This window comes from Paracoccus sp. MC1862, assembly GCF_016617715.1.
Lineage (GTDB): Bacteria > Pseudomonadota > Alphaproteobacteria > Rhodobacterales > Rhodobacteraceae > Paracoccus.
In genome coordinates, this window is record NZ_CP067227.1 from 22,369 (window position 1) to 46,430 (window position 24,062).

The 24,062-nt window shown below is 68.5% G+C and carries 19 protein-coding genes; 9 read left to right on the top strand and 10 right to left on the bottom strand.

Annotated features, from left to right (window positions below):
* The first annotated feature begins 135 nt into the window (after positions 1-135).
* Positions 136-1,125 carry a hypothetical protein gene (locus JGR78_RS17010; protein ID WP_182792883.1) on the top strand — a complete coding sequence of 330 codons (990 nt, stop codon included), beginning with the start codon at positions 136-138 and terminating at the stop codon, positions 1,123-1,125.
* A 472-nt stretch (positions 1,126-1,597) separates the two neighbouring features.
* On the opposite strand, the gene JGR78_RS17015 is transcribed toward JGR78_RS17010, so the two are convergent.
* Complete coding sequence (locus JGR78_RS17015; protein WP_182804579.1) at positions 1,598-3,478, bottom strand: PAS domain-containing protein; 1,881 nt, start codon at positions 3,476-3,478, stop codon at positions 1,598-1,600.
* A gap of 459 nt (positions 3,479-3,937) precedes the next feature.
* Positions 3,938-4,285, bottom strand: coding sequence for a hypothetical protein (locus tag JGR78_RS17020; protein ID WP_182804577.1), 348 nt, complete (start codon positions 4,283-4,285; stop codon positions 3,938-3,940).
* Between JGR78_RS17020 and JGR78_RS17025 the strand changes: the two genes are divergently transcribed.
* Positions 4,272-5,843, top strand: coding sequence for a carbohydrate-binding domain-containing protein (locus JGR78_RS17025; RefSeq protein ID WP_182804574.1), 1,572 nt, complete (start codon positions 4,272-4,274; stop codon positions 5,841-5,843). The two genes, JGR78_RS17020 and JGR78_RS17025, sit on opposite strands and share 14 nt — an antisense overlap.
* Here the strand turns inward: JGR78_RS17025 and JGR78_RS18665 are convergent.
* From JGR78_RS18665 to JGR78_RS17050, 5 genes are all read right to left on the bottom strand, one after another.
* On the bottom strand, positions 5,828-6,235 hold the full coding sequence (locus JGR78_RS18665) for an isoaspartyl peptidase/L-asparaginase (protein WP_370576538.1): 408 nt from the start codon (positions 6,233-6,235) through the stop codon (positions 5,828-5,830). The two genes, JGR78_RS17025 and JGR78_RS18665, sit on opposite strands and share 16 nt — an antisense overlap.
* Before the next feature lie 85 nt (positions 6,236-6,320).
* Positions 6,321-6,794: a hypothetical protein gene (locus JGR78_RS17035; protein WP_182804572.1), complete on the bottom strand. Its 474-nt coding sequence runs from the start codon at positions 6,792-6,794 to the stop codon at positions 6,321-6,323.
* Entirely contained in the window at positions 6,731-7,078 is a 348-nt protein-coding gene (locus JGR78_RS17040) for a Mur ligase family protein (RefSeq protein ID WP_182804570.1), read from the bottom strand. The genes JGR78_RS17035 and JGR78_RS17040 overlap by 64 nt, the downstream gene beginning before the upstream one ends.
* A 361-nt stretch (positions 7,079-7,439) precedes the next feature.
* Positions 7,440-7,682: a hypothetical protein gene (locus tag JGR78_RS17045; protein ID WP_182792876.1), complete on the bottom strand. Its 243-nt coding sequence runs from the start codon at positions 7,680-7,682 to the stop codon at positions 7,440-7,442.
* Between the two features lie 10 nt (positions 7,683-7,692).
* Positions 7,693-8,586, bottom strand: coding sequence for a LysR substrate-binding domain-containing protein (locus JGR78_RS17050; protein ID WP_182792875.1), 894 nt, complete (start codon positions 8,584-8,586; stop codon positions 7,693-7,695).
* An 88-nt stretch (positions 8,587-8,674) separates the two neighbouring features.
* Between JGR78_RS17050 and JGR78_RS17055 the strand changes: the two genes are divergently transcribed.
* From JGR78_RS17055 to JGR78_RS17065, 3 genes are all read left to right on the top strand, one after another.
* Complete coding sequence (locus JGR78_RS17055) at positions 8,675-9,886, top strand: acyl-CoA dehydrogenase (protein ID WP_182804566.1); 1,212 nt, start codon at positions 8,675-8,677, stop codon at positions 9,884-9,886.
* The gene (locus tag JGR78_RS17060) at positions 9,883-11,013 is read left to right on the top strand and encodes a CaiB/BaiF CoA-transferase family protein (protein WP_182804563.1); all 1,131 of its coding nucleotides are present in this window, start codon (positions 9,883-9,885) and stop codon (positions 11,011-11,013) included. Before JGR78_RS17055 ends, JGR78_RS17060 begins: the two co-directional genes overlap by 4 nt.
* A gap of 214 nt (positions 11,014-11,227) precedes the next feature.
* The gene (locus JGR78_RS17065) at positions 11,228-12,211 is read left to right on the top strand and encodes a tripartite tricarboxylate transporter substrate-binding protein (protein ID WP_182804561.1); all 984 of its coding nucleotides are present in this window, start codon (positions 11,228-11,230) and stop codon (positions 12,209-12,211) included.
* Between the two features lie 474 nt (positions 12,212-12,685).
* On the opposite strand, the gene JGR78_RS17070 is transcribed toward JGR78_RS17065, so the two are convergent.
* The 3 genes from JGR78_RS17070 to JGR78_RS17080 form a co-directional block, all read right to left on the bottom strand.
* Entirely contained in the window at positions 12,686-13,912 is a 1,227-nt protein-coding gene (locus tag JGR78_RS17070) for a PHB depolymerase family esterase (RefSeq protein ID WP_182804559.1), read from the bottom strand.
* A gap of 29 nt (positions 13,913-13,941) precedes the next feature.
* Positions 13,942-14,349, bottom strand: coding sequence for a CopG family transcriptional regulator (locus JGR78_RS17075; RefSeq protein ID WP_182792870.1), 408 nt, complete (start codon positions 14,347-14,349; stop codon positions 13,942-13,944).
* A 169-nt stretch (positions 14,350-14,518) separates the two neighbouring features.
* Positions 14,519-20,359: a peroxidase family protein gene (locus JGR78_RS17080; protein ID WP_182804557.1), complete on the bottom strand. Its 5,841-nt coding sequence runs from the start codon at positions 20,357-20,359 to the stop codon at positions 14,519-14,521.
* Between the two features lie 797 nt (positions 20,360-21,156).
* On the opposite strand from JGR78_RS17080, the gene JGR78_RS17085 reads away from it, so the two are divergent.
* The 4 genes from JGR78_RS17085 to JGR78_RS17100 all read left to right on the top strand — a co-directional run bounded on the left by JGR78_RS17085 (position 21,157) and on the right by JGR78_RS17100 (position 24,061).
* Complete coding sequence (locus tag JGR78_RS17085) at positions 21,157-21,846, top strand: hypothetical protein (protein WP_182792924.1); 690 nt, start codon at positions 21,157-21,159, stop codon at positions 21,844-21,846.
* A gap of 94 nt (positions 21,847-21,940) precedes the next feature.
* Positions 21,941-22,405 carry a hypothetical protein gene (locus JGR78_RS17090; protein WP_182804554.1) on the top strand — a complete coding sequence of 155 codons (465 nt, stop codon included), beginning with the start codon at positions 21,941-21,943 and terminating at the stop codon, positions 22,403-22,405.
* A 27-nt stretch (positions 22,406-22,432) separates the two neighbouring features.
* On the top strand, positions 22,433-23,587 hold the full coding sequence (locus JGR78_RS17095) for a phage tail sheath family protein (protein WP_182804552.1): 1,155 nt from the start codon (positions 22,433-22,435) through the stop codon (positions 23,585-23,587).
* Positions 23,588-23,605: 18 nt separating this feature from the next.
* Positions 23,606-24,061 (top strand): phage tail protein, encoded by a 456-nt coding sequence (locus tag JGR78_RS17100; protein WP_182804550.1) that lies wholly within the window; start codon positions 23,606-23,608, stop codon positions 24,059-24,061.
* The last annotated feature ends 1 nt before the right edge of the window (position 24,062 follow it).

A 24,062-nucleotide genomic window follows, 5' to 3' on the forward strand; every position in this document is an offset into this window, starting at 1 on the left:
GAGAGCCTCGCCGGGCGGCTCGAAGGCATCCTTCTGGCCGATCCCGCGCTGGCCCGGCTGTGGCGCACCGAGGCGAGCCTGCTTGAAGCCGCAGCCTCGGTCGGGCTGGAGGGGGACAGGATCACGACCCCGGGGATGGTGCTGCGCCTGACCGGCGCCATCGCCGTCGCCGAGGACGCGCGGGCGACCGGCATGGCGCTGAAGATCCTCTCGGTCGCCCGGCGGCCGGGCGATCCCTTCGCCGCGCCGGCCGAGACGCTCCGCCGGATCGAGGCCGCGGCGGCACCCGTCGGCCGGGCCGGGGAAGCCGCGAACCGGCTGGAGGATGCCGAGCTGGCGCTTGTGGCCGAGGCGGGGCGGGCCTGGGGGCAGGTGCCGATCCTCGCGGGCTGGCGGGCGGCGGCGGATTACGCCCTGCGCTCGCGCCGCGAAAGCCCGGCGGCCGAGCGGCTGGTCTTCATGGCCGTCGAGGGCGCCGCGCGCCACCTGCGCGGGCTGTCGCCGCAAGCGCCCCGCCCCCAGCCCGAGGACGCCGGGGCGCAGGCGCTGCTGATGCCGGCCGAGGCAGGCTGGGTCCTTGCGCCCTCGGTGGCGCTGACCCGCAACGGCTTTCGCCAATGGTCGCCGCTTTCGGGCCTGCCCGCCTTCCTTGAGGCCGCGTCCCGCAGCCTGTCGCATGATCTCGGCCACCTCGGCAGCCTGCGCCACGAACTGGCGCGGCTGCAGTCCATGGCCGCCACCGCGCATGGCCGCTCGCGGCGGGCCGACCTGGTGGAGTTCCTGAAGCTGCAGCCCGTCATCAACTCGGCGATGGTGGTGGACCGCCTGGGCGTGACCCGCCGGACGGCGCTTGCCCTGATCGGTGAGCTTGTCGAGGCGGGCTGCCTCGTGAACCTCATGGCCCGGCGCGCGGCGCGCTTCTGGGCGCTTCCCTCGCTGGCCGCGCGCATGACGCCCCTGCCCGGCGTCCGCAGGCCGCACGGGGCGCCCGAGCGGCTCGGGGAAAGGGGGAAGCATCCGTCCCGGCTGCGCGAACAGTTCGACGAGGACCGGCTGGACCGCATCATGTCGGAACTGGATGCGGCGATGTCGGGGATCGACAGGCTGCTGAAGGGCAGGGCGTAGCGGCAGGGGCGCTTCCCGCCTTGCCCGCCCGGAACAGAGCGGGATCATGTCCGGCCGAGCCTCGGGAAGATCGGGCCTCTGCCCACGGCGGCTTGCGCCCCTTTGTTCTTTGGGAACACGTCCGGCCTGCCGCCATCAGGCCGTTCAGGCGGCCCTCGGGCAACTGCCTGCGTGCCCGCATCAGGGATCGTTCCAAGGGATGCAAACGCATCGGTCAGGATGATGCGCTGGCCGATCCTGAAAGCGTCATGGCTCGCGAACCGGCGATCAAAGGCCGGAGGCGGGCGGCAGCCTGGCGCCTGTCGCGGTGTGCAAGGCGCTGACGCGGGCCTGCGGAATCCATCCCAAGGCAGTGCTTCCTGAAGCCGCCTTCAGCCTCGTCAACGGTGTCCGTGCCCATGCCGGACAGCCGCATCGCAGGACGTGGATGAAGCGGAACAGGACCGGCGGCTGTCCGCCGCCGGGCCGGCCGTCATTGTTGCAGGTGATCCAGCCGCGCCCTCAGGTCGATGACAAGGCCGCCCGGCTGCCAGTCGAAGCTGATCGCGCCGCCGAACTGGTCCGTGGCGGTGGCATGGGCAAGCTGGCTGCCGAAACCCTGGGTGTCCGGCGGCGTGATCCCCGCGCCGCCGACCTCTTCCTTCCAGACCAGGGCCAGTTCCTCCGCCGAGGCCGACCAGGTGACGGTGATGCGGCCCTCGGCCGTGGCCAGCGCGCCGTATTTGGCGGCATTGGTCGCAAGTTCATGGAAGATCAGCGCCATCCCCACGGAGGCGCTTTCCCCCAGGATGACCTCGGGGCCGTCGAAGGATATCCGGTCCCCGCCATCCGTGCCGAGATGCGGGCGGGCGATCTTTTCGATCAACTCGTGCAGCGGGGTGATCTGGCCCTTGCCCGTTTCGCCCCCGACGGCGGAACGGATGAGGTCATGGGCCTTGGCCAGCGCCCCCAGCCGGCCCCGCAGCGCCTCGGCCATCGCCGGGACCGACGCCGCGCCGCGCGCCGTCATCGACACCATCCCCAGCGCGACCGCGAACAGGTTCTTCACCCGGTGGTCCATCTCGCGCAGAAGAAGCCGGCGCTTGGCCTCGGCCTCCTTGAGGTCGTGGATGTCGGTGCAGGTGCCGAACCAGCGGGTGATCCGCCCCTCGGCGTCGCGGATGCAGAGCGCCCGCCCCACCACCCAGCGATAGCGGCCCGAGCGGTGCCGCAGCCGGTATTCGATATGGTAAGGCTCGCCCGTCGCGACGCAGTGCATCCAGGCCGCTTGGGCGCGTTCCTGGTCCTCGGGGTGGAACATCTCCTTCCAGCCCGCGCCGTCGGTGGTCCCCGGCGCCGCGCCGGTGAAGTCATACCAGCGGTGGTTGAAGTAATCGTGGCTGCCGTCGGGCAGGGCCGACCAGATCATCTGGTCGATGGAATTCACGATCGCCGCGTAGCGCGCCTCGCTTTCGCGCAGGGCGGCCTCGGCGCGGACGGCATGGGTCACGTCCGTGACCTGGACAAAGACGCCCTGCACCAGCCCGCCCGGACCGCCGAGGGGCTGGTAGACGAAATCGACGACGCGTTCCTGCGGCCCCTCGCCCGACAGCCCGCGGAAGGTGATCGGGACCGCGCGGCCGACATGGGGCTCGCCCGTCGCCAGAACGCGGTCCAGCAGGGTCAGGAAGCCCTGCGGCACCAGCTCGGGCAGCGCCTCGGCGACCGTCATCCCCTCGATGTCTGTCCGGCCAACCATTTCCTTGAAGGCCGGGTTGACGACCTCGATCACATGGTCGGGGCCGCGCAGGATGCCGGCGACGGTCGGGGCCTGGGCAAAGAGACGCCCGAGCCGGTCGATCTCGGCATGGGCGTCGCGGTGCGCCATGATGGCGGCGGTGGTTTCATGGCCCTGGTTGAAGACGCCCACCACGGCGCCGTCCTCGTCCCGGATCGGCGTGAAGCTGTAGTTCCAGTAGGTTTCCCGCCGGACCCCATGCCGGACCATCGGCAGCATCTGGTCGAAGGTCGAAAAGCCCTCGCCCGTTTCCATCACCCGCGCAAGCTGCGGCCCCACCACGTCCCAGATGTCGGACCAGACCTCGGCCGCGGGCCGGCCCAGGGCGGCCGGGTGACGCTCGCCCGGGACCGGCGACCAGGCGTCGTTGTAAAGAAGGCGGAAATCGGGCCCCCAGTAGATCGCGGTCGGAAAGCTGGAATGCAGGCAGATCGACAGCGCCAGCCGCAGCGTCTGCGGCCAGCCCGCGATGGGGCCGAGGGGCGTTCCCGCCCAGTCGAGCGCGCGGATGCGTTCGCCAAGCTCGCCGCCGCCCGAAAGGAAGCCGGAGTTCTGGATGCTGTTATCTTGTTTCATCCGATCTGCTCTTTGTGGGACATGTCCTGCACGCCGTCCTGCGCGGGCGATACGAAGGCAGGGGAAGGGTGTTGATATCCGAAACCGGCTATGGGCGCCGAGACAGGCCGGTGCTCAGCCTCTGGTGAAAAGGACGCAGGACGCTCCTGGCCCGGACGATGTCCGGCCCGGCCTCCCGCAGGGTGATTTCTGAACCATTGAAAAGCCTTCGTTCCGACCGGGCAACCAAGCATACAAGCAGCACCAGCGCCAAGAGATTGTTTTCTCGATGTTTGGCGCGGCCTCCGTCCCGGCCCGCATAGTCGCAATCCCGTGACAGCGGAACCGATCAAATGTTACGCAACGCACCGTGAAAGGTGCTGCCGGAAAGAGCGGGTCGCACCCTGCCTGACGGGTTGCTGCCTTTGGCACCGGATCACCCCGTCCACGACATTGGCCCTGGCAGTTGCCCGAACGCAATCACCGGATGCCTTGAACGGCAACCCCGATCTCATCGGCAATCCCTGTCCACACCGAATCTCCGGTAAGCGCCGGGACAACAAGGTGTTTCGCCGGCGTCAGGCAGCAGCGCCCGCCCCGGGACAAGCCTGCACGCCGCGCGACAAAGGCGGTGAGAGCGGCAGCGATGGCCATCTCATCCAGGTTCTTCAGCCCGGTTCCGCTGGCGATCGCCGGGCAGTCCGTCTCCCGCTTGTTGCATTCCTGCGGCACGCTCCTGCCCGGCGGAATTCTGCTATGGGGTTGGCAGGATATCGCCGATGCTTTCGGAATGAACTTCGGGAGGATGCGAACGATGACCAGGATCATGCCCTTCGGGGATTCCAACACCTACGGCATGTATGAAAATCTTTCCTCCCCCGGGGGTTATCGCGGCCCCCTGCAGGACATGCTGCGCGGCGGCAAGCTGGGTTTCGACCTGGTGGGGCTGGATCGCGACGGCCGCATCGGCGACGCCGACCACAATGGCTATCCGGGCAAGATGATCGACTGGTTCACCCGCCCGGTCAACGAGGCGATCCGCGACCGGGACGGAAGCTACAGCCACACCATCGACTCGGGGTCAGGAACAGCCGTCCGGTTCCTCATCGAGCAGGCCGGCATGACCCCGGACGATGTTGTCCTGATCCACCTGGGCACCAACGACGTCCGGCTTGGCGACAGTGCCGGGACGATGCTGGCCGAGATGCGGGTCCTGCTGGACCAGATCGTGGGATCGGGGGCAAGCCCGATGGTCCAGTTGATGACGCTGGCGCCGGTCCGCGGCGACATCTGGGCGGCGGACGGCGATCCGGGCCGGACCAACAACGACACCATCCGCGCCTTCAACGAGGGGCTGGAACGCATGGTGGCCGAGGGATACGGGGCGCTCGGCGTGACCCTGGTGGACAGCGGCGTGACCACGGCCGGCCTGTCGCCGGACGGCGTCCACATGAATGCGGCGGGATACGCCAGCATGGCCCGGGCATGGTTCGAAAGCCTGGTGGCGACGGGCCAGGTGGAGGCCCTGCCGGAACCTCCGCTGCCGCCGCCCCCGGCCAGTGGAAACCTGCTGGTGAACGGCTCGTTCGAGACGGCCGGCGTGGGGTCGGACCAGCATGGCGCGTTCCAGTCGCTGCAGGGCTGGACGGCGCTGACAGGGGGCCGGATCGAGGTCTGGAACAACCACAAGGGCGTCCGGGCCACGGAGGGCGTCAATTTCCTTGAACTCGACTTCGCGGGCGGGCGCGATGGCTTCTTTCAGGACATCGAGGCCACCGCGGGCCGGTCCTACAGCCTCGGCTTCGACCTGCGGGCGCGGCCCGACCGGGCTGTCTGGACCCAGGACGTCGAGGTGGTCTGGAACGACAGGGTGGTGGCGGTCGCCAAGCCCGGCAAGGACTGGGGCAGCTTCACCGCCACCGTGACGGGCCAGTCCGGGACCGACCGGCTGACCATCCGCGAGGTTGCCTCGCAGGCCGGCGATGGCCATGGCGCGCTTTTGGACAACTTCCGGCTGGTGGCCAACGGCGCGGCCGCAGCCCCGCCCGAGGGGCCAAGGGGCGAGGATACCCTTGTCGTCAAGGTCAGCGGCGACAGCTTCAAGGGCGATCCGGCATTCGCACTCAGCGTGAACGGCAGGGTGGTTTCCGCCTCGACAACGGTCACGGCCGACCGGGCTGCAGGCGAGTGGGACAGCTTCGTCTTCCGCGGCGACTTCGGCCTCGACGGCTCGGACCGGGTGGCGATCACCTTCCTCAACGACCGCTACGAGGGTTCGGCGGACCGCGACCGCAACCTTTACGTGGACGAGGTGGTGCTGAACGGCGAGGTGAACGGAAGGGACGAAAGCTTCCATCAGACCCGCACGGATTATTGGGACTTCTGAGCGGGCCTGACGCAGCCGTCCGATCCGGCGGCGCGGACGCCCCCTGGACACAGCGGAGCCATCCGGCGCAGCGGTCCCATACAGGCACATGGGGCCGGACTGCAGGGGCGCATAAACGACAGCTCTCCTCTTGCGGTCGCGGCTGATGGCGGTCTGGTGGCGCAAGCCCAAGGGCAAGGTGCTGATCCAGCCGCGCATATCTCGACCTCTCCGGCGTCGTTCAGGTCGCTGCCATGGCCGGGGTTGAAGGTGGGGTCGTCCTCCAGCACCCGGATCGCGGCCTCGACCGCCTCCGTCGCCTTCCGGCACGGCCTGCCCGGCGGCAAGCGCCCGCAGGCAGCCCGAGCGGTTGGCCTCCGCCTTCTCCGGCTCGATCTCTCCGGCGCCGCCATGCACGATGATCGCCCATATCGGACTGCTCCTGATTGCTTCGACCTCTTCTGCGGAATGTCCGGTTCCGGTGGATCGCATGGGCCTTCAGTCCTCGCCAGCCGCCGGGTCCTCGTCGGACACGCGGTGCGTCCGCTCGGGCGGAAAGCCCGCCCCGGCCGCGTCCCGGGCCAGCATGTTCCCGTCCCGGCGGTCGCCGGGAATGTTGATCATGCCGATGGAACGCGGATGGCGGGGCGTGAGCCCGGTCACGACCTTGCCGAGCGCCGCCAGCCCGGCCGGGTTGTGCGCGTGATCGAGGATCACGCGGAAGCCGTGGCTGTCGTGGATGTTCAACCGGCCCGGGCACTGCTCGAACGAGGTGGTGAAGGTAAAGAGCGCCCGCGCCACCGCCCCGGGTTCCACCCCATGGGCAATGGCCATGGCCGCCGCCATGGCGTTCTGGACGTTGAACCCGGCCATCCTGTCCATGGTGGCCGGGATGTCGGCCGTCCACCTCAGCCGCCGGCTTTCGCCGTGGCGGCGCAGGACCGGCACGGCGCCATCGCGCACCACCGCCATGCCGCCCCTGCCACATGCTCGCGCGGGAAGGCGGGCATGTCCTTGCCGCCCTTCAGCGAGAATAACACGATCCGATCCCCGGCATGACGGCGCATGGCGGCGGTCAGCGGATCGTCGGGGTTCAGGATGCCCGCGCCATTGCGGTGGACGGATTCGGTGACGATGGACTTGAGGCGGGCGAGGTCCTCGATGCTGTCGATGCCCTTCAGGCCGATGTGGTCCTCCTGCACATTCAGGACCGCGGCCATGCCGCACCAGTCGAAGCCGAGGCCCTCGTGCAGCATGCCCCCGCCACATGGCCGAGCCAGGCGCCGTCCCGAAGCCGGCGCAGGAAGCCGCCCGGCGCGCCGAAGCAGCAGCCCGGTCCTGCAGCCCCGGCCGTTCCTGCATCAGCCGGTCGGCGAAGCCCTCCAGCCGGTTCGTGGGCCAGTCTTCCCGTGCCCTCGGGTCAAGTTCGCTCCGCACGAATCGTCATCGGTCGGGCAGAATCAGAACTCATCTTTCGTTTCTTCCTGTCGCGAGCGGTTGCCGGCAACTGGCTTGAAGGCCCGCGCTGCCCCGGTCTGGCAGGGAAGCCCGCTTCCCGGATCACGGTTCCTGACCGGCGCCCGGGGGGACAATAAACTTCACAGGCCACTGATTTTTTCAAAGTGAGACAAAGGGCACGACGATGCAGCGGCGTCTGAAGCGCGCGATCACCGGCTCTGCCTCTCCGGCGGCAACGCCCTCGGTTCGTTCCATCAGGATGCGGCCGAGATGCTGGTGAAGAAGGGACTTTCCCCCGCCCGCATCGCCGTTGCCGCGATCACTGCCGCGCGGTCGCGCCTGCGGGCAGCGGGCGCCATGCACCGGCAGGCAGTGGACCGGCCCGGTGAACCGGTCTCGCATCTTCATGCCGTCACGACGCCGCGGGCGGGACAATGCCGGGGCGGGTTTCCAGCCATTGCGCGAACAGCGCAAGGGTGCCCTGCGGCGGGCGGTCCGGGTGGATCAGGGCATAGGGCGAGGGGCCGACAAGGGACATCGGGCTGACCTGCGCCAGCGTCCCGCGTTCCAGGTCGGGCTGGGCGAAGATGTCGGGCAGCAGCGCCGCGCCAAGGCCCGCGCGGGCCGCCGCGATCACCATCTCGAAATGGGCGAAACGCGGGCCGCGGACGGCCTCGGCCTTCAGCCCCGCCGCCGCCATCCAGTCCAGCCACAGATGCGGCCGCGTCGCCTGCTGGATCAGGGGCACGCCCGACAGGTCCGCGGGAACCCGCAGGCCGGGGGCCGCCACGACGATCAGGGTTTCGGGCAGGATCGGCACCGCCCGCGTTCCCGGCCGCGCCAGTTCCGCCCGCTGGATGGCGGCGTCAAAGGGGCTGTCCTCGAAATCGACCGGCCCCAGCGCCGAGGTCAGGTCCAGCGAGATGCCGGGGTGGCGCGCGGCAAAGCCGCCGAGGCGCGGGATCAGCCAGGTCGCGGCAAAGGTCGGCAACACCGCCAGCCGCAGGACCTGCCGGTTTCCGCCGAAGGCCATGACCATCTGCGCCGTCCGGTCGAGGTCGTTCAGGATGCCTTCCGCGTCGCGCAGCATCGCCCTTCCTGCGTCCGACAGCACCATCCGCTGGCGGATGCGTTGAAACAGGGCCACGCCCAGCCGGTCCTCGAGCCCGCGGATGGACCGGCTGACCGCACTTTGCGTCAGGTTCAGGGCATCCGCCGCCCGCGAGACCGTCCCCAGCCGGGCGCAAAGCACGAAGGCGCGCAGCTCGGGGATACTGGGAGTATACTGGTAGCGCGTCCCGATCATGATTGAAACTCATGGGTTGAGAAGTAATCATCGCTACAGACTGTCGCCGCGCCATGCTAGTCATGCCGCCAATGAATGGAGGTATCACATGCCCGCGCTTTCCCCGAAGGACGCCCCCGACCTTGGCCGCTTTGACTGGGAAGACCCCTTCCGGCTGGAGGGTCAGTTGTCCGAGGACGAGCGGATGATGCGCGACAGCGCCCGCGCCTATGCGCAGGGCAAGCTGGCCCCCCGCGTGATCGCCGCCTACCGCGAGGAGGCAACCGATCCCGCCATCTTCCGCGAGATGGGCGAGATGGGCCTTCTGGGCGTGACGGTGCCCGAGGAATACGGCGGGCTGGGGGCCTCCTATGTCAGCTACGGGCTGGTCGCGCGCGAGGTCGAGCGGGTGGATTCGGGCTATCGGTCGATGATGTCGGTGCAGTCCAGCCTCGTGATGTATCCGATCTACGCCTATGGGTCCGAGGAGCAGCGGCGGAAATACCTGCCGAAGCTGGCCTCGGGCGAGTTCATCGGCTGCTTCGGCCTGACCGAGCCGGACGCGGGGTCGGACCCCGGCGGCATGAAGACCACCGCGAAGAAGACCGATGCGGGCTATGTGCTGAACGGCGCCAAGACCTGGATCTCGAACTCGCCCATCGCCGATGTCTTCGTGGTCTGGGCCAAGTCCGAGGCCCACGGCGGCAAGATCCGCGGCTTCGTGCTGGACAAGGGCACCAAGGGGCTTTCCGCGCCGAAGATCGAGGGCAAGCTGTCCCTGCGCGCCTCGATCACCGGCGAGATCGTCATGGACGGGGTCGAGGTCGGCGAGGACGCGCTGCTGCCCAACATCGAGGGGCTGAAGGGTCCCTTCGGCTGCCTCAACCGCGCCCGCTACGGCATCAGCTGGGGCGTCATGGGCGCGGCCGAGTTCTGCTTCCACGCCGCCCGCCAATACGGTCTGGACCGCAAGCAGTTCAACCGGCCCTTGGCCAACACGCAGATCTACCAGCTCAAGCTGGCGAACATGATGACCGAGATCGCCTTGGGCCTGCAGGCGAGCCTTCAGGTGGGCCGGCTGCTGGATGCGGCCGAGGCCGCGCCCGAGATGATTTCCATCGTCAAGCGCAACAACTGCGGCAAGGCGCTGGAGATCGCGCGCATCGCCCGCGACATGCACGGCGGCAACGGCATCTCGGAAGAATACCAGGTCATGCGCCATTCCCAGAACCTGGAAACGGTGAACACCTACGAGGGGACGCATGACGTCCACGCCCTGATCCTGGGCCGCGCCATCACCGGGCTGCAGGCCTTCGCGTGAGCGCGCCGCTTGCCGGGCTGCGCGTCATCGAACTGGCGCGCATCCTTGCCGGGCCATGGATCGGCCAGACCCTGGCCGATCTGGGCGCCGAGGTCATCAAGGTCGAGGCCCCCGAGGGCGACGATACCCGGCGCTGGGGGCCGCCGTTCCTTGACCGGCCGCGCCCGGAGGGGGGAACGGAGCGGGTCGCGGCCTATTTCCACGCGGCCAATCGGGGCAAGAGCTCGATCACCTGCGATTTCGGGGACGCGGAGGACCTGAAGCGGCTGAAGGACCTAATCGCCACGGCCGATGTGGTGGTCGAGAACTTCAAGGTCGGCGGGCTGAAACGTTTCGGCCTCGACTACGAGAGCCTTGCCGCCGCGAACCCGCGCCTTGTCTATGCCTCGGTCACGGGCTTCGGGCAGGACGGGCCGCGGGCGAGCCAGCCGGGCTATGACTTCCTGATCCAAGGGATGTGCGGGATCATGGACCTGACCGGCGAACCGGATGGCGAGCCGCAGAAGGTCGGCGTCGCCTGGATCGACATCTTCACCGGCCTTTACGGCGTCATCGGCATCCAGGCCGCGCTGGCGGAACGCGAACGCTCGGGCAAGGGCCAGCGGGTGGACTTGTCTTTGCTGGACACCGGCGTCGCAGTGCTTGCCAATCAGGCGATGAACCAGATGATCGGCGGCGTGACCCCGCGCCGTCTGGGGAACGCGCATCCCAATATCGTGCCCTACCAGGCGTTCCCGGCCTCCGACGGCCATGTCATCATCGCCTGCGGCAACGACCGGCAGTTTGCGGGCCTCTGCGCCGCGCTGGGGCTGGAGGGGCTGGCCGAGAACCCCGACTACGCCACCAACCCCGCCCGCGTGGCGAACCGCGAGGCGCTTACCCCGCTGATCGCCGGTGCCACCGCCCGGCTGCCTCGCGCCGACATCATTGCCGCGATGGAGGAGGCGGGGGTGCCCGCCGGTCCCATCAACTCGGTCGCCGATGCCTTGGCGGAACCGCAGATCGCGGCGCGGGGCCTGAAGATCGCCCCCGAGGGCATCCCCGGCCTGCGCACCCCCATCGCATTTTCCCGCAGCGAACTGGTGCTGGAAAAGGCCGCGCCGATGCTTTCCACGCGCGGGGCGTGAAGGGGAATAAATGCAGCCTCGAAGGCCCGGCAGATGAGGAAAGCGTGGATACCGGCGGAAGCCTGACCACCCTTGCCGGGATCAAAGATTCAGCGCGTCCCTGGGGGAAATGAGACAAGAGCAAGCGGGCGTCGCCCAGTGGCGCAATGCCGCCGCGCCCGCTAACAACCCGACAGTGGGCCTGCCACCCCGACGGCAGGCAAGAGGAGGAAACATGACGATTCAGCACTGGTCTTTCGCGCTGGCGCTTGCCGCATTGCCCTTGGGCACCGGGGCGGCGATGGCGCAGGACAACTATCCCACCCGGAACGTGACCCTCGTGGTGCCCTACTCGGCGGGTGGGCCGACCGACACCGTGGCGCGGCTGGTGGCCGAGCCGATGTCGCGGGCGCTCGGCCAGCAGATCATCATCGAGAACATCGGCGGCGCCAGCGGCACCATTGGCGCGGGCCAGGTCGCGCGGGCCGAGGCCGATGGCTACACCCTGATGCTGCACACCTCGGCCCAGGCCACGAACGACCTGTTCTACACCAAGCTGGCTTACGGCTCGCGCGAGGCGTTCCAGCCGATCGGCGTCGTCAGCCACACGCCGATGACGCTGGTCGGCCGCAAGGACCTGCCGCCCGAAACGGCGGCCGAGGCGCTCGACTACATCCGCACCAACGGCGAGGACGTGGCCTTCGGCAACGCGGGCGTCGGCGGGCCGTCCTATCTCTGCGGGCTGCTGCTGGAAAACCGGCTTGAGACGCCGATGATCATGGTGCCCTATGGCGGCACCGGCCCGGCGCTGACCGACCTTCTGGGCGGCCAGATCGACCTGATCTGCGAACAGGCGACCAACACGATCAGCCATATCCGCAGCGGCGCGGTCAAGGCCTATGCCACGACCAGCGCCGAGCGGCTGCCCTCGCTGCCCGACCTGCCCACGCTGGCCGAGTCGGGGCTGGAAGGCTTCGAGACGACGGTCTGGCTGGGGCTTTACGGTCCCGCCGAGATGCCGCAGCCGGTGATCGACACCGTGGTCGCGGCGCTGCAGGAAGCCCTGCAGGACCCGCTTGTGACCGAACGCTTCGCCGATCTTGCCACCACCCCCGCGACCGCCGCCGAAGCGACGCCCGAAGGGCTGCAGGCCACGCAGGAGGCCGAGGTCGCCAAGTGGCAGGACCTCATCGCCGCGACCGGGATCAAGGTGGACTGAGACCGGGGCTTCCGCCCTGACGGCAGGCCGCGGGCCTGCCATCCCTGCGTTTGACGCCCCGGCCCCGCAGGGCCGGGGTCCGGTCGCTTTCCCCCTTCGGGTCCCGATGCCGGGCCTTGCAAGTGCCTCGGCCAGCGGGCGCGGGCCGAGGCGTTCAAGGCCGGTTCCCCGGTAGCGGCGACCCTTAGGGCAAGTCTCTCAGGGGCAGCCGAAGCCGCATCCGGGACGGCGCGCCCGGCAGGTCGGTCCCGGTGCGATGAGAACAGATCCTTTCCCGCTTTCGACGGCCCGGCCGCTGACGGACAATCGGGGCGCTTGGCCGCCTGATGCCTGACCGGCACGGGACCTGCGGGCTGCAAGGCTCGCAGCCCGGCGCTGCGCGGCACGGCCCCTGACGGACAAGCAGGGCGTCCGGCCGCCGGCAGGAGACCGCGGGCCGCAGGTCCACGCAAGACGTGCAGCCCGCCGTCCCGCTCACTTTCCCAGCTGCAGGAAGAAGCGGACCATCTCGGCCGAGGCGTCGGGGCCTGCAGGGTCGGTGTAGCTGCCTTCGGACCGGCCGCCCGACCAGGCGTGGCCCGCGCCCTCGATTCGCCAGGACTCGACCAGGGGCGTGCCGTCCGCGGCCTCGACCAGTTCGCGGCTGTAGCTGCGCCCGCCCTCGGACCGGCCCGCCTCGCGCCGCGCGGTGCCGCGCAGGGCGGGACCGGCGGCAGCCACCAGCGCCTCGGCGTTCGAGGGATGGACCGTGGCATCGGCCATCCCGTGAAAGACGATGGTGCGGACCGAGCCTTCGGCCTTGCGCGGCGCCCGCCCGCCCTGCCCGCGCATCGCCCCGAAGGCCGAGGGCATGTCATGGGCGATCCCGTGGGGCAGGCCGGAATGGATGCCGACCGCGGCGAAAACGTCCGGATGGGTCGCGGCCAGCGTGGCGGCCATCGCGCCACCTGCGGACAGGCCCGCCGCGAAGACGGCGTCCGCGGGAACCGCGAACTCGGCCGCGACCGCCTGGGCCATTGCCGCCAGCAGCGCCGCCTCGCCCGAGCCGGCGCGCTGGTCCTCGGGGCGGAACCAGTTCCAGCAGCCCTGGGCGTTATGGGCGCGGGACTGGTGGGGATAGACGACGATCAGGCCGTTGCGCTCGGCATGGCGGTTCATGTCGGTGCCGCAGGCGAAATCATCCGGGTTCTGGGTGCAGCCGTGCAGCATCAGCACCAGCCCCTTCGGCCCGCCATCGCGGTCCGAGGGCACGAACAGCCGGTAGTCCCGCGTCCCGTGGTCCGAGGCGAAGCTGCGTGTCTCGTAGCGCGCGCCCTCGGGGACAGGGGGCTGCGCGGTCGTGCGGGCCATGCCGGGCAGGCCCTGCGGCAGCCCGTTCAGCCCTTGCGGCACCATGCAGCCGAGGTTGTCCAGCATCCGCTGCAGATCGCCCTGCTGCATGTGCGGAGCCTTGAGGCCGCTCAGGCCCGAAAGGCCGGGCGCGGGCTGGCGGGGCGGATGCACCTCGACCACCTCGGCGTCCTCGATCCCGGGCAGGGGCTGGCGCGGCATGGCGGCAGCCGCGCCTGTCGCCACGGTGTCCGCCTGCGGCGCCCCGCCCCCTGCCAGCGCGGCCTGGATGATCCGGGTGGCTTCGGCGGGGTTGCCGGCGCGTGTCTGTTCAAGCGCCCGGCTCATCGCCGTCGCGAATTGGCTGTCCATGTCTCTGTTTTCCTCGCGGGCCTCGGCCCTCAGGTGATGCGGTCCTTCAGGGCCGCCTTGATCGCAGGCGGGGCCTGCAGCGCGCCCAGCACGGTCAGCGAACCGATGGCTGCGCGGGCGAGTTCCGGGTCGATGTCGGGCGCGATCCGCGCCAGCCCCACCACCTTGATGTGCAGCGTCTCGCCGCGCGCCACCGCCGCCTCAAGCTCGGCGCGGGTGACGTCGCGCAGGCCCATCTCCAGCGTGTGGCGCTCGATGGATCGGCTGACGGCATCCGCCTCGGCGGTCAACTGGTTGCGGATGGCCGTGCGGATGAAGTCGCTGCGGTTGCCGTAGAAGCCTTCCTGCACCAGCAGGTCGATCCGGCCGAGGTCCACATGGCCCAGGTTGATGGTGATCTTCTCGTTGTCGAGCAGCTTTGCAGGTTTCTGATTCATCTTCTTGCCATCCATGTAGATGGTATATGGAGGATCATGGCCCCAGCGCAAGGGGGAACGAAAGCTTTTCCGCGGCTGGACGGGTCCGCGAAAAAGGCCGGGCCGCAGGCGTCGGGGGTGACGCCTGCGGCCCGGTTCTGCTGCGGCCTGCCGGCCGGGGACGGTCCCGTTACAGGACGAAGTCGCCCGCCGTCAGGGTGCGAAGCCCGGTCAACTCGATCTCGAACTCGGCCTGGGTGTCGTTGTCGGTGCTGCCCTGGATGATGGTGTTGCCGTTCTGCTGGAAGACCCGCAGCCCGCCGTTGGCATTGCCGTTGGTGAAGTTGCCCCCGTTGATGAAGGTGAAGGCCTGGTCGCCGTTGTTGCCGCCCCCGGTGCGGGCGTCGATGCCGGCCAGGTCGATCAGCTCACCCGCCACGTTCACCTCGAAGTCGCGGATCACGTCCCGCGTCCCGGCCCCCGGCCCGCTGTCGGACCCGAAGCTGAACACGAAGCGGTCGGCCCCCGCGCCGCCCGACAGGAAGTCCCGTCCGGCGCCGCCGTTCAGGACATCGTTGCCGGCATCCCCCAGCAGCACGTCGTTGCCCGTCAGGCCGTTCAGCGCGTCGTTGCCGGCAAAGCCCAGCAGCAGGTCCGCGACGTTGTTGGCGCCGTTCAGGGTCTGGTTGGCCGTCGTGCCCTGCCGCAGGGTCATCACCGTGCCGCCGAAGCTGAGTTCCTCGACGTTGGACAGCGTATCGGTCCCGTCGGTGCCGGAAAGCGCCGTCACCACGACGCTTGTCCCGTTCAGGGCAAAGCCGTAGTTCGTGGCCGCCCCGCCGAACATCGCCCGGTCCGTCCCCGCGCCGCCGTCAAGCGCGTCGTTGCCCGCCCCGCCGGTCAGCGCGTCATTGCCATCCCCCCCGTTCAGCGAGTCGTTGCCGCCGCCGCCGTTGAGGTTGTCGTTGCCGGCCAGCCCGTTCAGGACGTTGGCGCCGTTGCCGCCCGTGATGGTGTTGGCCGAACCGTTCCCGGTCCAGTTGAAGGCGGTCGTGGGGGCCGTGTTCCCGATATAGGTCAGGTTCTCGACATTGGCGGCCAGCGTGTAGGTCGCCAGCGAGGTCCGCACGGTGTCGGTGCCCGAGAGCACGCCGGTGCCCTCGATCACCACATCTCCGGCGTTGTCGACGATGTAGGTGTCGTTGCCGTTGCCGCCGCTCATCGTGTCGGCGCCGAGGCCGCCGTCGAGCGTGTTGGCGGTCAACAACAGCGCGGCGGTATGGGTCAGGATGTCGTCGCCCGCCGTCCCGGTGATGTTGCCGAAGCCGGTGACGATGCTGTCGCCGACGATGCCCGTTGCGGCCGAGAAGACGGTTTCGGCGAAGCCGCCGTTATCGGTGAAGGACGCCTGCACCCGCAGAAGCCGGCCCACCTGCGCTTGCGCCGGGGTGAAGGCCGCCGCGGTCGCCCCGGCGATGTTCGTCCAGGTCGTCCCGTTGTTGGCCGAGACCTGCCACTGCCAGGCGATGGTGCCTACTCCGTTCGGATCGACGATCCCGGCGGGGCTGGCGGTGATGGACCGCGTCTCGGTGGGCGTGGTGTCGCTGATCGTCGGCCCGCCGGTGGCGGTGACGTTCAGCAACTGGTTGATGTCCACGTCCACCGTGCCGCCGTTGCCGTTCGAGAAGCGGACCTTCTCGATGTTCCACAGCTTGTCCTCGCCGTCCGAGACCAGGTTGGTGCCTGCGGGCACGTTGGCCTGGTCGAAGCCGCTGTGGACGATGCTGATCGAGCCGTCACTGTTGCGCGCGGCGGTATAGTTGTCGCGCACGTCCCAGTAGACCGCGGTGTCGGTGTTGCCCGCGCCCTCGTCCCGCACGACCTCGCGGACGATGGAAAGCTGGCCGGGGTTCAGCGTCCGGTCCAGCATCAGCGCGTTCAGTGCCTTGTCGCCGAACTGCGCCGCGGCCCCCGCCTTCAGCACCCCGTTCACCATGTCGCTGGCGAGATAGACCTTTCCGCCCATCCCATCGGCCGTGTAGCTCTGGTTCCCGGCAGCGATCGCGATGCGGACGTTCAGCCACTTGTCGCCGTCGATCACGTCGTTGCCGCCGCGGCCTTCGATGATGTCGCCGCCGCCGCCGCCCAGCAGGATGTTGCCGTCGTCGAAGGCGATCTGCTCCTCGCGGTCGCCCGAGGCCGGGGCGGCCGCCCAGTCACCCAGCAGGGCGCGCATCCCGGCGATGCGGTCCACGCCCGCCTGGGTCAGTTCGTGCCGTGCCATGGTGCCCTCGGCCCCGGCCAGGTCCGGGTTGCCCCCGGCCTCGCCATCACCGACGGCGGCGCCGCGGTTGTCGCCCTTGATCACGTCGTTGCGGGTCCAGCCGGACAGCGCCTCGACCGCGTCATAGCGGTTGCGAAGGATGTCCTGCTCGTCGGTGGTGAAGATCGGGCGCAGCAGGTCGGCGTCGGCCGCCACGGTGCTGCCCTTGTGGATGGCCCAGTCAAAGCCCCACATGCCTTCGTTCCGCATGACGCTGATGCCCTGCACCATGATGTCGTCGCCGGATTCGGCGTCGAAATCCTGTTCGTTCTGGCCCGCGAACATCACGTCATGGCCGATGATCGACGAGTTGAAGAACAGTTCCGAGTTGTCGCCCGCGATGACGTCGAAGCCGTTGCCGCCTTCCAGCCAGTCGTCGCCCTCGTTGCCCAGCAGGAAGTCGCCGCCCTCGCCGCCCATGATGAAGTCGTTGCCGGTGCCGCCGAAGACCTCCTTGCCGTCCGGCCCGGTCATCACGAAGTCCTGGCCCTGGTTGCCGAAGATCAGCGCCAGGCCCGATCCGCCGTGGATGACGTCGTTGCCCTCCTCGCCGTGCAGCATGTCCACTTCGCCGATGTCGGTGCCCGAGTTGACGATGATGTCGTCACCCTTGCCGCCGTGGATCTTGTCCACGCCGTATCCGGCCTCGATCCGGTCGTTGCCGCCCATGCCCCAGACCGCGTCGTCGCCGCCGCCGGCAATGATGGTCTCGGCATTGTTGGTGCCCTGGATCAGGAAATGGTCGTTGCTGTTGACGCGCAGGTAGTCGGTCTTGCCGTCGTTGTTCGTATCGCGGCGCTCGACCTTGGCCGAGAGAGCCTGAAGATAGGCGTCGTCATGCGTCGGGTCCGTGTGGTGGAATTTCGCCTGCATGACCTCGTCCACGTAAAGGACATGGTCCGGGGTCGAGAAGACGTCGCCGGGGATCGCATAGCCGCTTTCGCCCAGGTCCGAGTTCCGCAGCACCATCTTGGCCAGCGAGTTGTTTTCCAGCTCGTTCAGCAGGTTCAGGCCTTGGACCCGCGACAGGTAGTAGAAGCGGTCGGCGTTCTGCAGGTTTTCAAGCTGCAGCTCGAAGATGAACGAGAAGGTGGACCCCAGCATCCCGCCGAAGGCCATCTTCTTCTCGGCCAGGCCGCCGATCCAGAGGTCGATGTCCTCAAGCCCGCCCAGCTTGCCGCCCGCATAGGCGCCGGTCGCGTTGAGGAAAGCCTCCCGGTCGGCCGGGGCGCCGTCGCCGCCGAACACCAGCTTCATCGCCGCGTCGCGCTTGGCATCCACCGTCCTGGCCGAGGTGATCGTGCCATGGGTGCCGTAGGCCGCGATGAAGTTGACGATCGACGCCGGGTTCTTGAGGTTCAGGGCGAAGTCGGTCCAGCTTTCATAGGCGTCAAGCTGGGTGTCGCCGTTCGCGACTTCCTGGAACTGGCGCCGGGCCTCGTTCAGCGACGGCATCCCGGTGTCGCGACCGCGGGCGATGTTGACCGCCGCAAGGTCCAGCGGGATGCCGACAAGCTGGTTGCGCAGGACGTGGGTCACGAATTCGTCGATCTCGTTGCCGACCTGCGCGGTCATGCCGCGCACGATGGCGCCGGTGGCGGCGTCGTGGTCGATATGCACGTCCCCGAAGGCCAGCGGGTTCAGGAAGGCATCGAACAGCTTCATGTCGGCCGTGTTGCCGTCGGCGTCGATCCGGGCGACGGTTTCGTTCAGCATCGAATGGCCGAAGCGGTACACCACATGGGCGAATTCGGAAAAGATCGCCGGGTCGATGTCCAGCGACGCGTTGAAGACGAAGGCGTCGATGTCCGGCTGCACCTTGCGGGCGAATTCCTCGAAGACGAGGTGCTGGTATTCCATCTCGTTGGTGAAGCGGGCCGCCTGGAACAGCCGCTCGCCGTCCCAGTGAAGCGCGGCGATCTGGGCGGGATCGGTCGGGATCGAGGTCACGTCGACCCGCAGCCATTCGTTCAGGAAGTTGAGATTGCCCGATTCCAGCGCAAGCGCCTTGACCTGTTCGACCAGCTTGTTGTGTTCGGCGTGAAAGACGTGGTGGACGGCCGAAAGGCCGATGTTCTCGTTCCCGCGCCCGTCGCCGGTGATGTAATGGGCGTCCAGCAGTTCGTCGTCATAGGCGGTGTTCTGGCCGCGCGTATTGGTGGGACCATTCGATCCGTTCGCGTTCTTGTAGCCCACCGCATCGTCGCCGTCCGCCTGCAGGACGCCGCCGGCGTTGGCCACCGGCACCGCGTTATGGGCGATGTCGTCCAGGAAGGCATGGTCGGTGCGGATCGCGCCCACGGCGTTGTTGACGGGGTTCACCACGGTGGACGGGTTCACCGGGTTGGCAAGGTTGCCCTCGACCAGCACGTCGTCGGCGGTGCCAAGCCTGCCGTCGGCACCGAAGCCCACGACCAGTTGCGGCAACCCGTTCGGCCCGCGGATGAACTCACCATAAGGGTCCATCGCGAACATCGGGATGTTGCCCACATCGGCATCGGTCAGCTCGATCCCCAGCTTTTCGGCGGCCTGCTTCTTGACGTCGCCCCAGGTGGCAAGGCCGCGCTCGCCTTCCAGCAGCTTGCCGGTCGAGACGGGCTTGCCATCGACCATCTCGTATTCGCGCATGAAAAGCTGCTTCGAGGCGGTCGAGCCGTAGGTCTGGTTCTGGTCCACCCAGGGCGTCGTGGTGTTGTTCGCGCCTTCCATGGTCCGGGTCACGGCCATGAAGTTGGTGCGGGCGCCCGGCGTGTGGTCGTAAAGCGGATCGTCGGGGCTGAGCGGGATGTAGATGGTCGCGCCCTTCTTGGCCACAAGGTCAAGCCCGTGGTCGAAGAACTGGCCGAACAGCGTGAACCACGAGTTGTAGGGCGCGGACAGGCCCTCGTCGGGCGACACGTTGGGCAGCAGGATGGTGTTGTTGTCCATCTCGATGCCGTGGGAAAGAGCAAGCGCCTTGGCGGCGGCGATCGCGCCGTCCTTTGCGCCCTCGGCCGTGTCCGCCGCCGTGTCGATCGCCGTCGCGTTGTCCTCGGCCGCGGTTGCCTGATCGTTGAGCGTCGTCTTCTCGTCTTCGGTATAGGGCTGGCCGGTGACCGGGTTGACCGCGCCGGGCTGGCTTGCGGCGGTGGCCGCGTCGCGGGCGGTGGCGGCCGCATTGGCGGCCAGGGTGGCGTCGAAGCGCAGGGCGGTCGCCTGCTTCACCGGGGCGTAGGCCTCGAGGATCGCGTCATGCGCATTCCTGAGCGCGGTGCCCGAAAGCCCGGCATGCATCAGCCCGGCATAGATCGCCGCGGGGTTGCCCAGCGTCTGGTCGACGATGAGGTTCGAGATGATGCGCGGGTCGGCATCGACGACGCCGATGTTGCCGGGCTGGCCGTAGTTGTTGTTGTCTCCGGGGACGTAGCCCGGGAAAGGCATCTGGTCGTCCTGCTCGTCGCGCCAGTAGGGCAGGGTCACGCGGGTGAAGGGCTGGTCGGCCGCGCCCCACTGGTCGCGGTTTTCGGTCAGGTTGTTGAAGCTGCCGTTCACCGTCCGCAGACCGTAGGGCGACAGCGGCTGGCTGATCGCCAGGGTGCCGCCGCTTTGCACGACGTTGCCGCTTGCATTCACGCGGATTTCGTTCAGCGGCGTGCCGCCGGCATGGGCTTCGGCGATCTTGATCTGCTTCAGGATGAAGTCGAGATCGTGTTTGACGAGCGAGACCATTTTCCCCTCCCCCGGGGTTAAACAGCGAATATGATCTGCGCATCAGCATTCATGCCCGTTTTTTTGCAACATGCGTTTTCAGGGCCTGCCCGCCGTCATCTTTCGCATAAGGCGAGCGCGGTATTAACCATGCAACCGTGCGCGTTAGCAGGTTGGACAACCTTGAAGATACTTATGTCTAGTAAAATGCCTGCATCTCGAATATCCGGATAGGGATTTTTCTTGCATTTCCAAGGGAAGGACACGGGATGCTCACAGGATTTTGAGATCACAGCCTCAGGCTGTATTTTCTTGCAGATTATAGCAGTTTAGTTCCAATTATCACGAATATTTGATCTCCAGATTCCTCTGGAAGCTGCGCGCTGCACTGCTTGTCGTCTGGTCGGAACATCCGGGCGCAGCAGGAACGCAGCCTGCACAACCGGCAGTCCATTCGACCGATGCCGTTCAATCTTGAGGCGACAAGGAGGACTTGCGTGATTCTTCCGGAAACTCTCTGCCTCGGATCGGACGCTGCTTCCGAGATGGTCATGGACAGGACCTTTCGGGCAGTGGTTTCTGCAATTCACCGCTGCCGGGCTGGCCCGATTGCGCTTGCTTCCATTCCCCTTTCCCCGAAGGCCGCCTTCTGCGGAAACCGCGAATTGTTACGGAATCCTTTCCGCAACGCATTGCCGCAATTCGCGCAGGTCCCGCGGGCCGGAAGGCATCCCCCGAAGGCTGCGCGGCAGCCGCTTGGCAGAAGGGTCATGCGGGTCTATTCTTGCACAAGGGTCGCCTGTGGTCGGACCAGCCGGATGGACGCGACAAGGATCGGCATCTTCTGCCTGGGGCTTTTCGCCTTCGCGATGGCGATCCTGGGCGAGCTTGCGCTTGGCTCGGTGCTGGGCGGCATGGCCCCGGCGGGAACGGACAGCGCCCCCGGATGGGGCATCCGCATGCTGGGGCTGATCGACCTCGCGCTTGGCTGGACGCTGGCGCTGATGGCGGTCGAGATCATCCGGCCCATGGGCCAGCTTGCAAAACTGCAGGGCTTCGTCACCCTTGTCCTGTCGGTCTTCGGCATCCTTGCCGGGCTGCTGCTGATCTTCGCCGCGCTGACGCTGCTGGTCCTGATGGTCTCGCTGCTTCTGGCCTTTCCCTTCGGCACCGCCGTCTACCTGGCCGCATGGGGCGCCTTTCCGGCGGGCGCGGCGCGGGCGGTGCTGGCGCTGCTGATGATCTTCAAGCTGGTCGGCATCGCGCTTTTGATGGTGGCCACTCCGGCGCTGCTGAAGAACAAGGGGCTGCTGGTGCTGCTGGGGCTGTCGGTCGGGCTGACCTTCCTGACCGGGCTGCTGATCGGCTTCGTTCCCGGCGTGGTCGCGGCCATCGCCGATGTGCTGGCGGCGCTGATCTCGGCGGTGGCGGGGACGGTCTGGATGCTGGTGCTGCTGGTGGGCGCGCTCGGCTCGATCCTGCGGGCGATCCGCAGCACCGCGGGCTGAGGAAATCGCCCGCTCCCTGCAATCCGGGCGTGTGAAAACCGCCGAAATCTGGTAAACTTACATTGAGCTTCGGTTTCGGGGAGGAGTCGCCGCGATGCCCGTTGACGCGCTGATCGACTGGGTGCGGCAACATGCCGGCAGCGCCGAGGTCCATCTGCGCGGGACGGGGGAGAAGCCGCCCGAAGGGGTCAGCCTCGCGCTGGTCGCCATCGACCCCGCCGCCGCCTTCGGCGCGGGCACGCTCAGGATCGAACTGATCTACCGGCTGACCGTGCAGATGGCCGATGCGGGCGCGGGCGACGCGCTGCTCTGCGCCTTGGCCTTTGCCGCGCTGGAGGCGCCCGGGCTTCCGGGCATGGATGGCACCGGGCACCGCCCGCTGCGCCTGCTGGCCCCGGCCGAGGCGCAGGCCCGCCACGGTCCCGCGCCCGGACCCTGCCTGCATCTCGTCCTGACGGTCGAGCGGCAGCGGGACGCCACCCCCGCGCTGCCGGTGACGGAGCGCATTCTCAGAAGCAGCCAGAAGGTGCCGCGGCGCGCCGCGGGCCGGGACGGGTAACGCAGCGGGCAAGGGAGGATCGCCGAGATGCCCGAATATCTGACACCAGGCGTCTACGTCGAGGAGGTCTCGACCGGGGCGCGGCCGATCGAGGAGGTGGGCACCACCACCGCCGCGTTCCTCGGGCTTGCGCCCGACGCGGGCGCCCGGCCGGGCGAGGCCCTGGCCGTCAACAACTGGCGCGACTTCCTGCGGATCTACGGGGGGCAGGCGGGGGTTTCCACCCCGCTGTCGCATGCCGTCTCGGGGTTCTTCCTCAACGGCGGGCGGCGGGCCTGGGTGGTGAACACCGGTCCCGGCCGCGGCTTCGAGGAGGGGCTGCGGGCGCTGTCCGCCGTGGACGAGATCGCGATGGTCGCCGCCCCCGGCGAGACCGACCCCGCCATCCAGGACCTGCTGCTGACCCATTGCGAGCTGCTGGGCACCTGCTTTGCCATCCTCGACGGCCCGGCCGAGGCCGCCGACCTGTCGCGGCTGATCCGCGTGGCCAGCCTTCCGGCGGGCGACGCGGACGGCGAGCCGGGCGGCCAGCGCGCCCGCGAAAGCGAGCGCGGCCATGGCGGGCTTTATTTCCCGCATCTGGTGGTGCGCGACCCCTTCGATTCCAGCAAGCTGGTCACGGTGGCGCCCTCGGGCCATGTCGCGGGGATGTTCGCGCTGAACGACACCCGCCGCGGCGTCTTCAAGGCGCCGGCGAACATGGTCGTGCGCGGGGCGCTGGGGCTGTCGCAGCGGCTGACCGATGCCGAGCAGGCGGTGCTGAACCCGGCCGGGGTCAACGTCATCCGCATGTTCACCGGGCGGGGGATCGTGCTCTGGGGGGCGCGCACCCTCGCGCCCTCGGCCAGCGAATGGCGCTATGTCCCGGTGCGCCGCCTGTTCATCATGGTCGAGGAAAGCATCCGCCGCGGCACCCAGTGGGTGGTGTTCGAGCCGAATGACGAGCGGCTGTGGAAAAGCATCCGCCGCGACGTGGGGGCGTTCCTGACGCTCTTGTGGCGGAACGGCGCCCTGCAGGGGGCGACGCCGGAACAGGCCTTCTTCGTCAAGTGCGACGCCGAAACCAACACCCCCGACGAGATCGCCGCCGGGCGCGTGGTGATCGAGGTCGGACTGGCCCCGGTGCGCCCCGCCGAATTCGTGATCTTCCGCATCGGCCAGACCAGCGCCGAGATGCCCTGACCCGCGAAGGAACCCGCCATGCCAGAGATGGACACCACCCAAGGACCGCAAAGCCCCGATCCGATGCGGAACTTCCAGTTCCGGCTTGAGATTCCGGGCGTGGCGCGGGGGCATTTCACCGAGGTCAGCGGCCTCGGCGTCCGGGTCCACCCGATCCGCTACCGCGAGGGCGGCATCGGCCAGATCGTGCGGACCATGCCGGGGCCGGTCGATTACGCCGAGGTGACGCTGCGCTACGGCCTGATCCGGGACGCCGAGCTGTGGACCTGGATGCAGGCCACCATCCAGGGCCGGGTCGAGCGGCGCAACGTGTCGGTGATGATGCTGGACAGCGACGGCACCACCGAGGCGCTGCGCTGGAACCTGTTCAACGCCTGGCCCTGCGAATGGCAGGGGGCGCCCCTGGACGCGCTGGGGCGGGATGTCGCGGTGGAACTGCTGCGCCTGTCCTTCGACCAGCTTGAGCGGGTCTGAG

Excerpts from the sequence above, each read along its gene's own strand:
- JGR78_RS17010 (WP_182792883.1), top strand. The coding sequence starts at position 136 with ATGGTGCTGCGCCTGACCGGCGCCATCGCCGTCGCCGAGGACGCGCGG.
- JGR78_RS17015 (WP_182804579.1), bottom strand. The coding sequence starts at position 3,478 with ATGAAACAAGATAACAGCATCCAGAACTCCGGCTTCCTTTCGGGCGGC.
- JGR78_RS17025 (WP_182804574.1), top strand. The coding sequence starts at position 4,272 with ATGACCAGGATCATGCCCTTCGGGGATTCCAACACCTACGGCATGTAT.
- JGR78_RS17020 (WP_182804577.1), bottom strand. The coding sequence starts at position 4,285 with ATGATCCTGGTCATCGTTCGCATCCTCCCGAAGTTCATTCCGAAAGCA.
- JGR78_RS18665 (WP_370576538.1), bottom strand. The coding sequence starts at position 6,235 with ATGGCGGCGCCGGAGAGATCGAGCCGGAGAAGGCGGAGGCCAACCGCT.
- JGR78_RS17035 (WP_182804572.1), bottom strand. The coding sequence starts at position 6,794 with ATGGCGGTGGTGCGCGATGGCGCCGTGCCGGTCCTGCGCCGCCACGGC.
- JGR78_RS17040 (WP_182804570.1), bottom strand. The coding sequence starts at position 7,078 with ATGCTGCACGAGGGCCTCGGCTTCGACTGGTGCGGCATGGCCGCGGTC.
- JGR78_RS17045 (WP_182792876.1), bottom strand. The coding sequence starts at position 7,682 with ATGCGAGACCGGTTCACCGGGCCGGTCCACTGCCTGCCGGTGCATGGC.
- JGR78_RS17050 (WP_182792875.1), bottom strand. The coding sequence starts at position 8,586 with ATGATCGGGACGCGCTACCAGTATACTCCCAGTATCCCCGAGCTGCGC.
- JGR78_RS17055 (WP_182804566.1), top strand. The coding sequence starts at position 8,675 with ATGCCCGCGCTTTCCCCGAAGGACGCCCCCGACCTTGGCCGCTTTGAC.
- JGR78_RS17065 (WP_182804561.1), top strand. The coding sequence starts at position 11,228 with ATGACGATTCAGCACTGGTCTTTCGCGCTGGCGCTTGCCGCATTGCCC.
- JGR78_RS17070 (WP_182804559.1), bottom strand. The coding sequence starts at position 13,912 with ATGGACAGCCAATTCGCGACGGCGATGAGCCGGGCGCTTGAACAGACA.
- JGR78_RS17075 (WP_182792870.1), bottom strand. The coding sequence starts at position 14,349 with ATGAATCAGAAACCTGCAAAGCTGCTCGACAACGAGAAGATCACCATC.
- JGR78_RS17080 (WP_182804557.1), bottom strand. The coding sequence starts at position 20,359 with ATGGTCTCGCTCGTCAAACACGATCTCGACTTCATCCTGAAGCAGATC.
- JGR78_RS17085 (WP_182792924.1), top strand. The coding sequence starts at position 21,157 with ATGGACGCGACAAGGATCGGCATCTTCTGCCTGGGGCTTTTCGCCTTC.
- JGR78_RS17090 (WP_182804554.1), top strand. The coding sequence starts at position 21,941 with ATGCCCGTTGACGCGCTGATCGACTGGGTGCGGCAACATGCCGGCAGC.
- JGR78_RS17095 (WP_182804552.1), top strand. The coding sequence starts at position 22,433 with ATGCCCGAATATCTGACACCAGGCGTCTACGTCGAGGAGGTCTCGACC.
- JGR78_RS17100 (WP_182804550.1), top strand. The coding sequence starts at position 23,606 with ATGCCAGAGATGGACACCACCCAAGGACCGCAAAGCCCCGATCCGATG.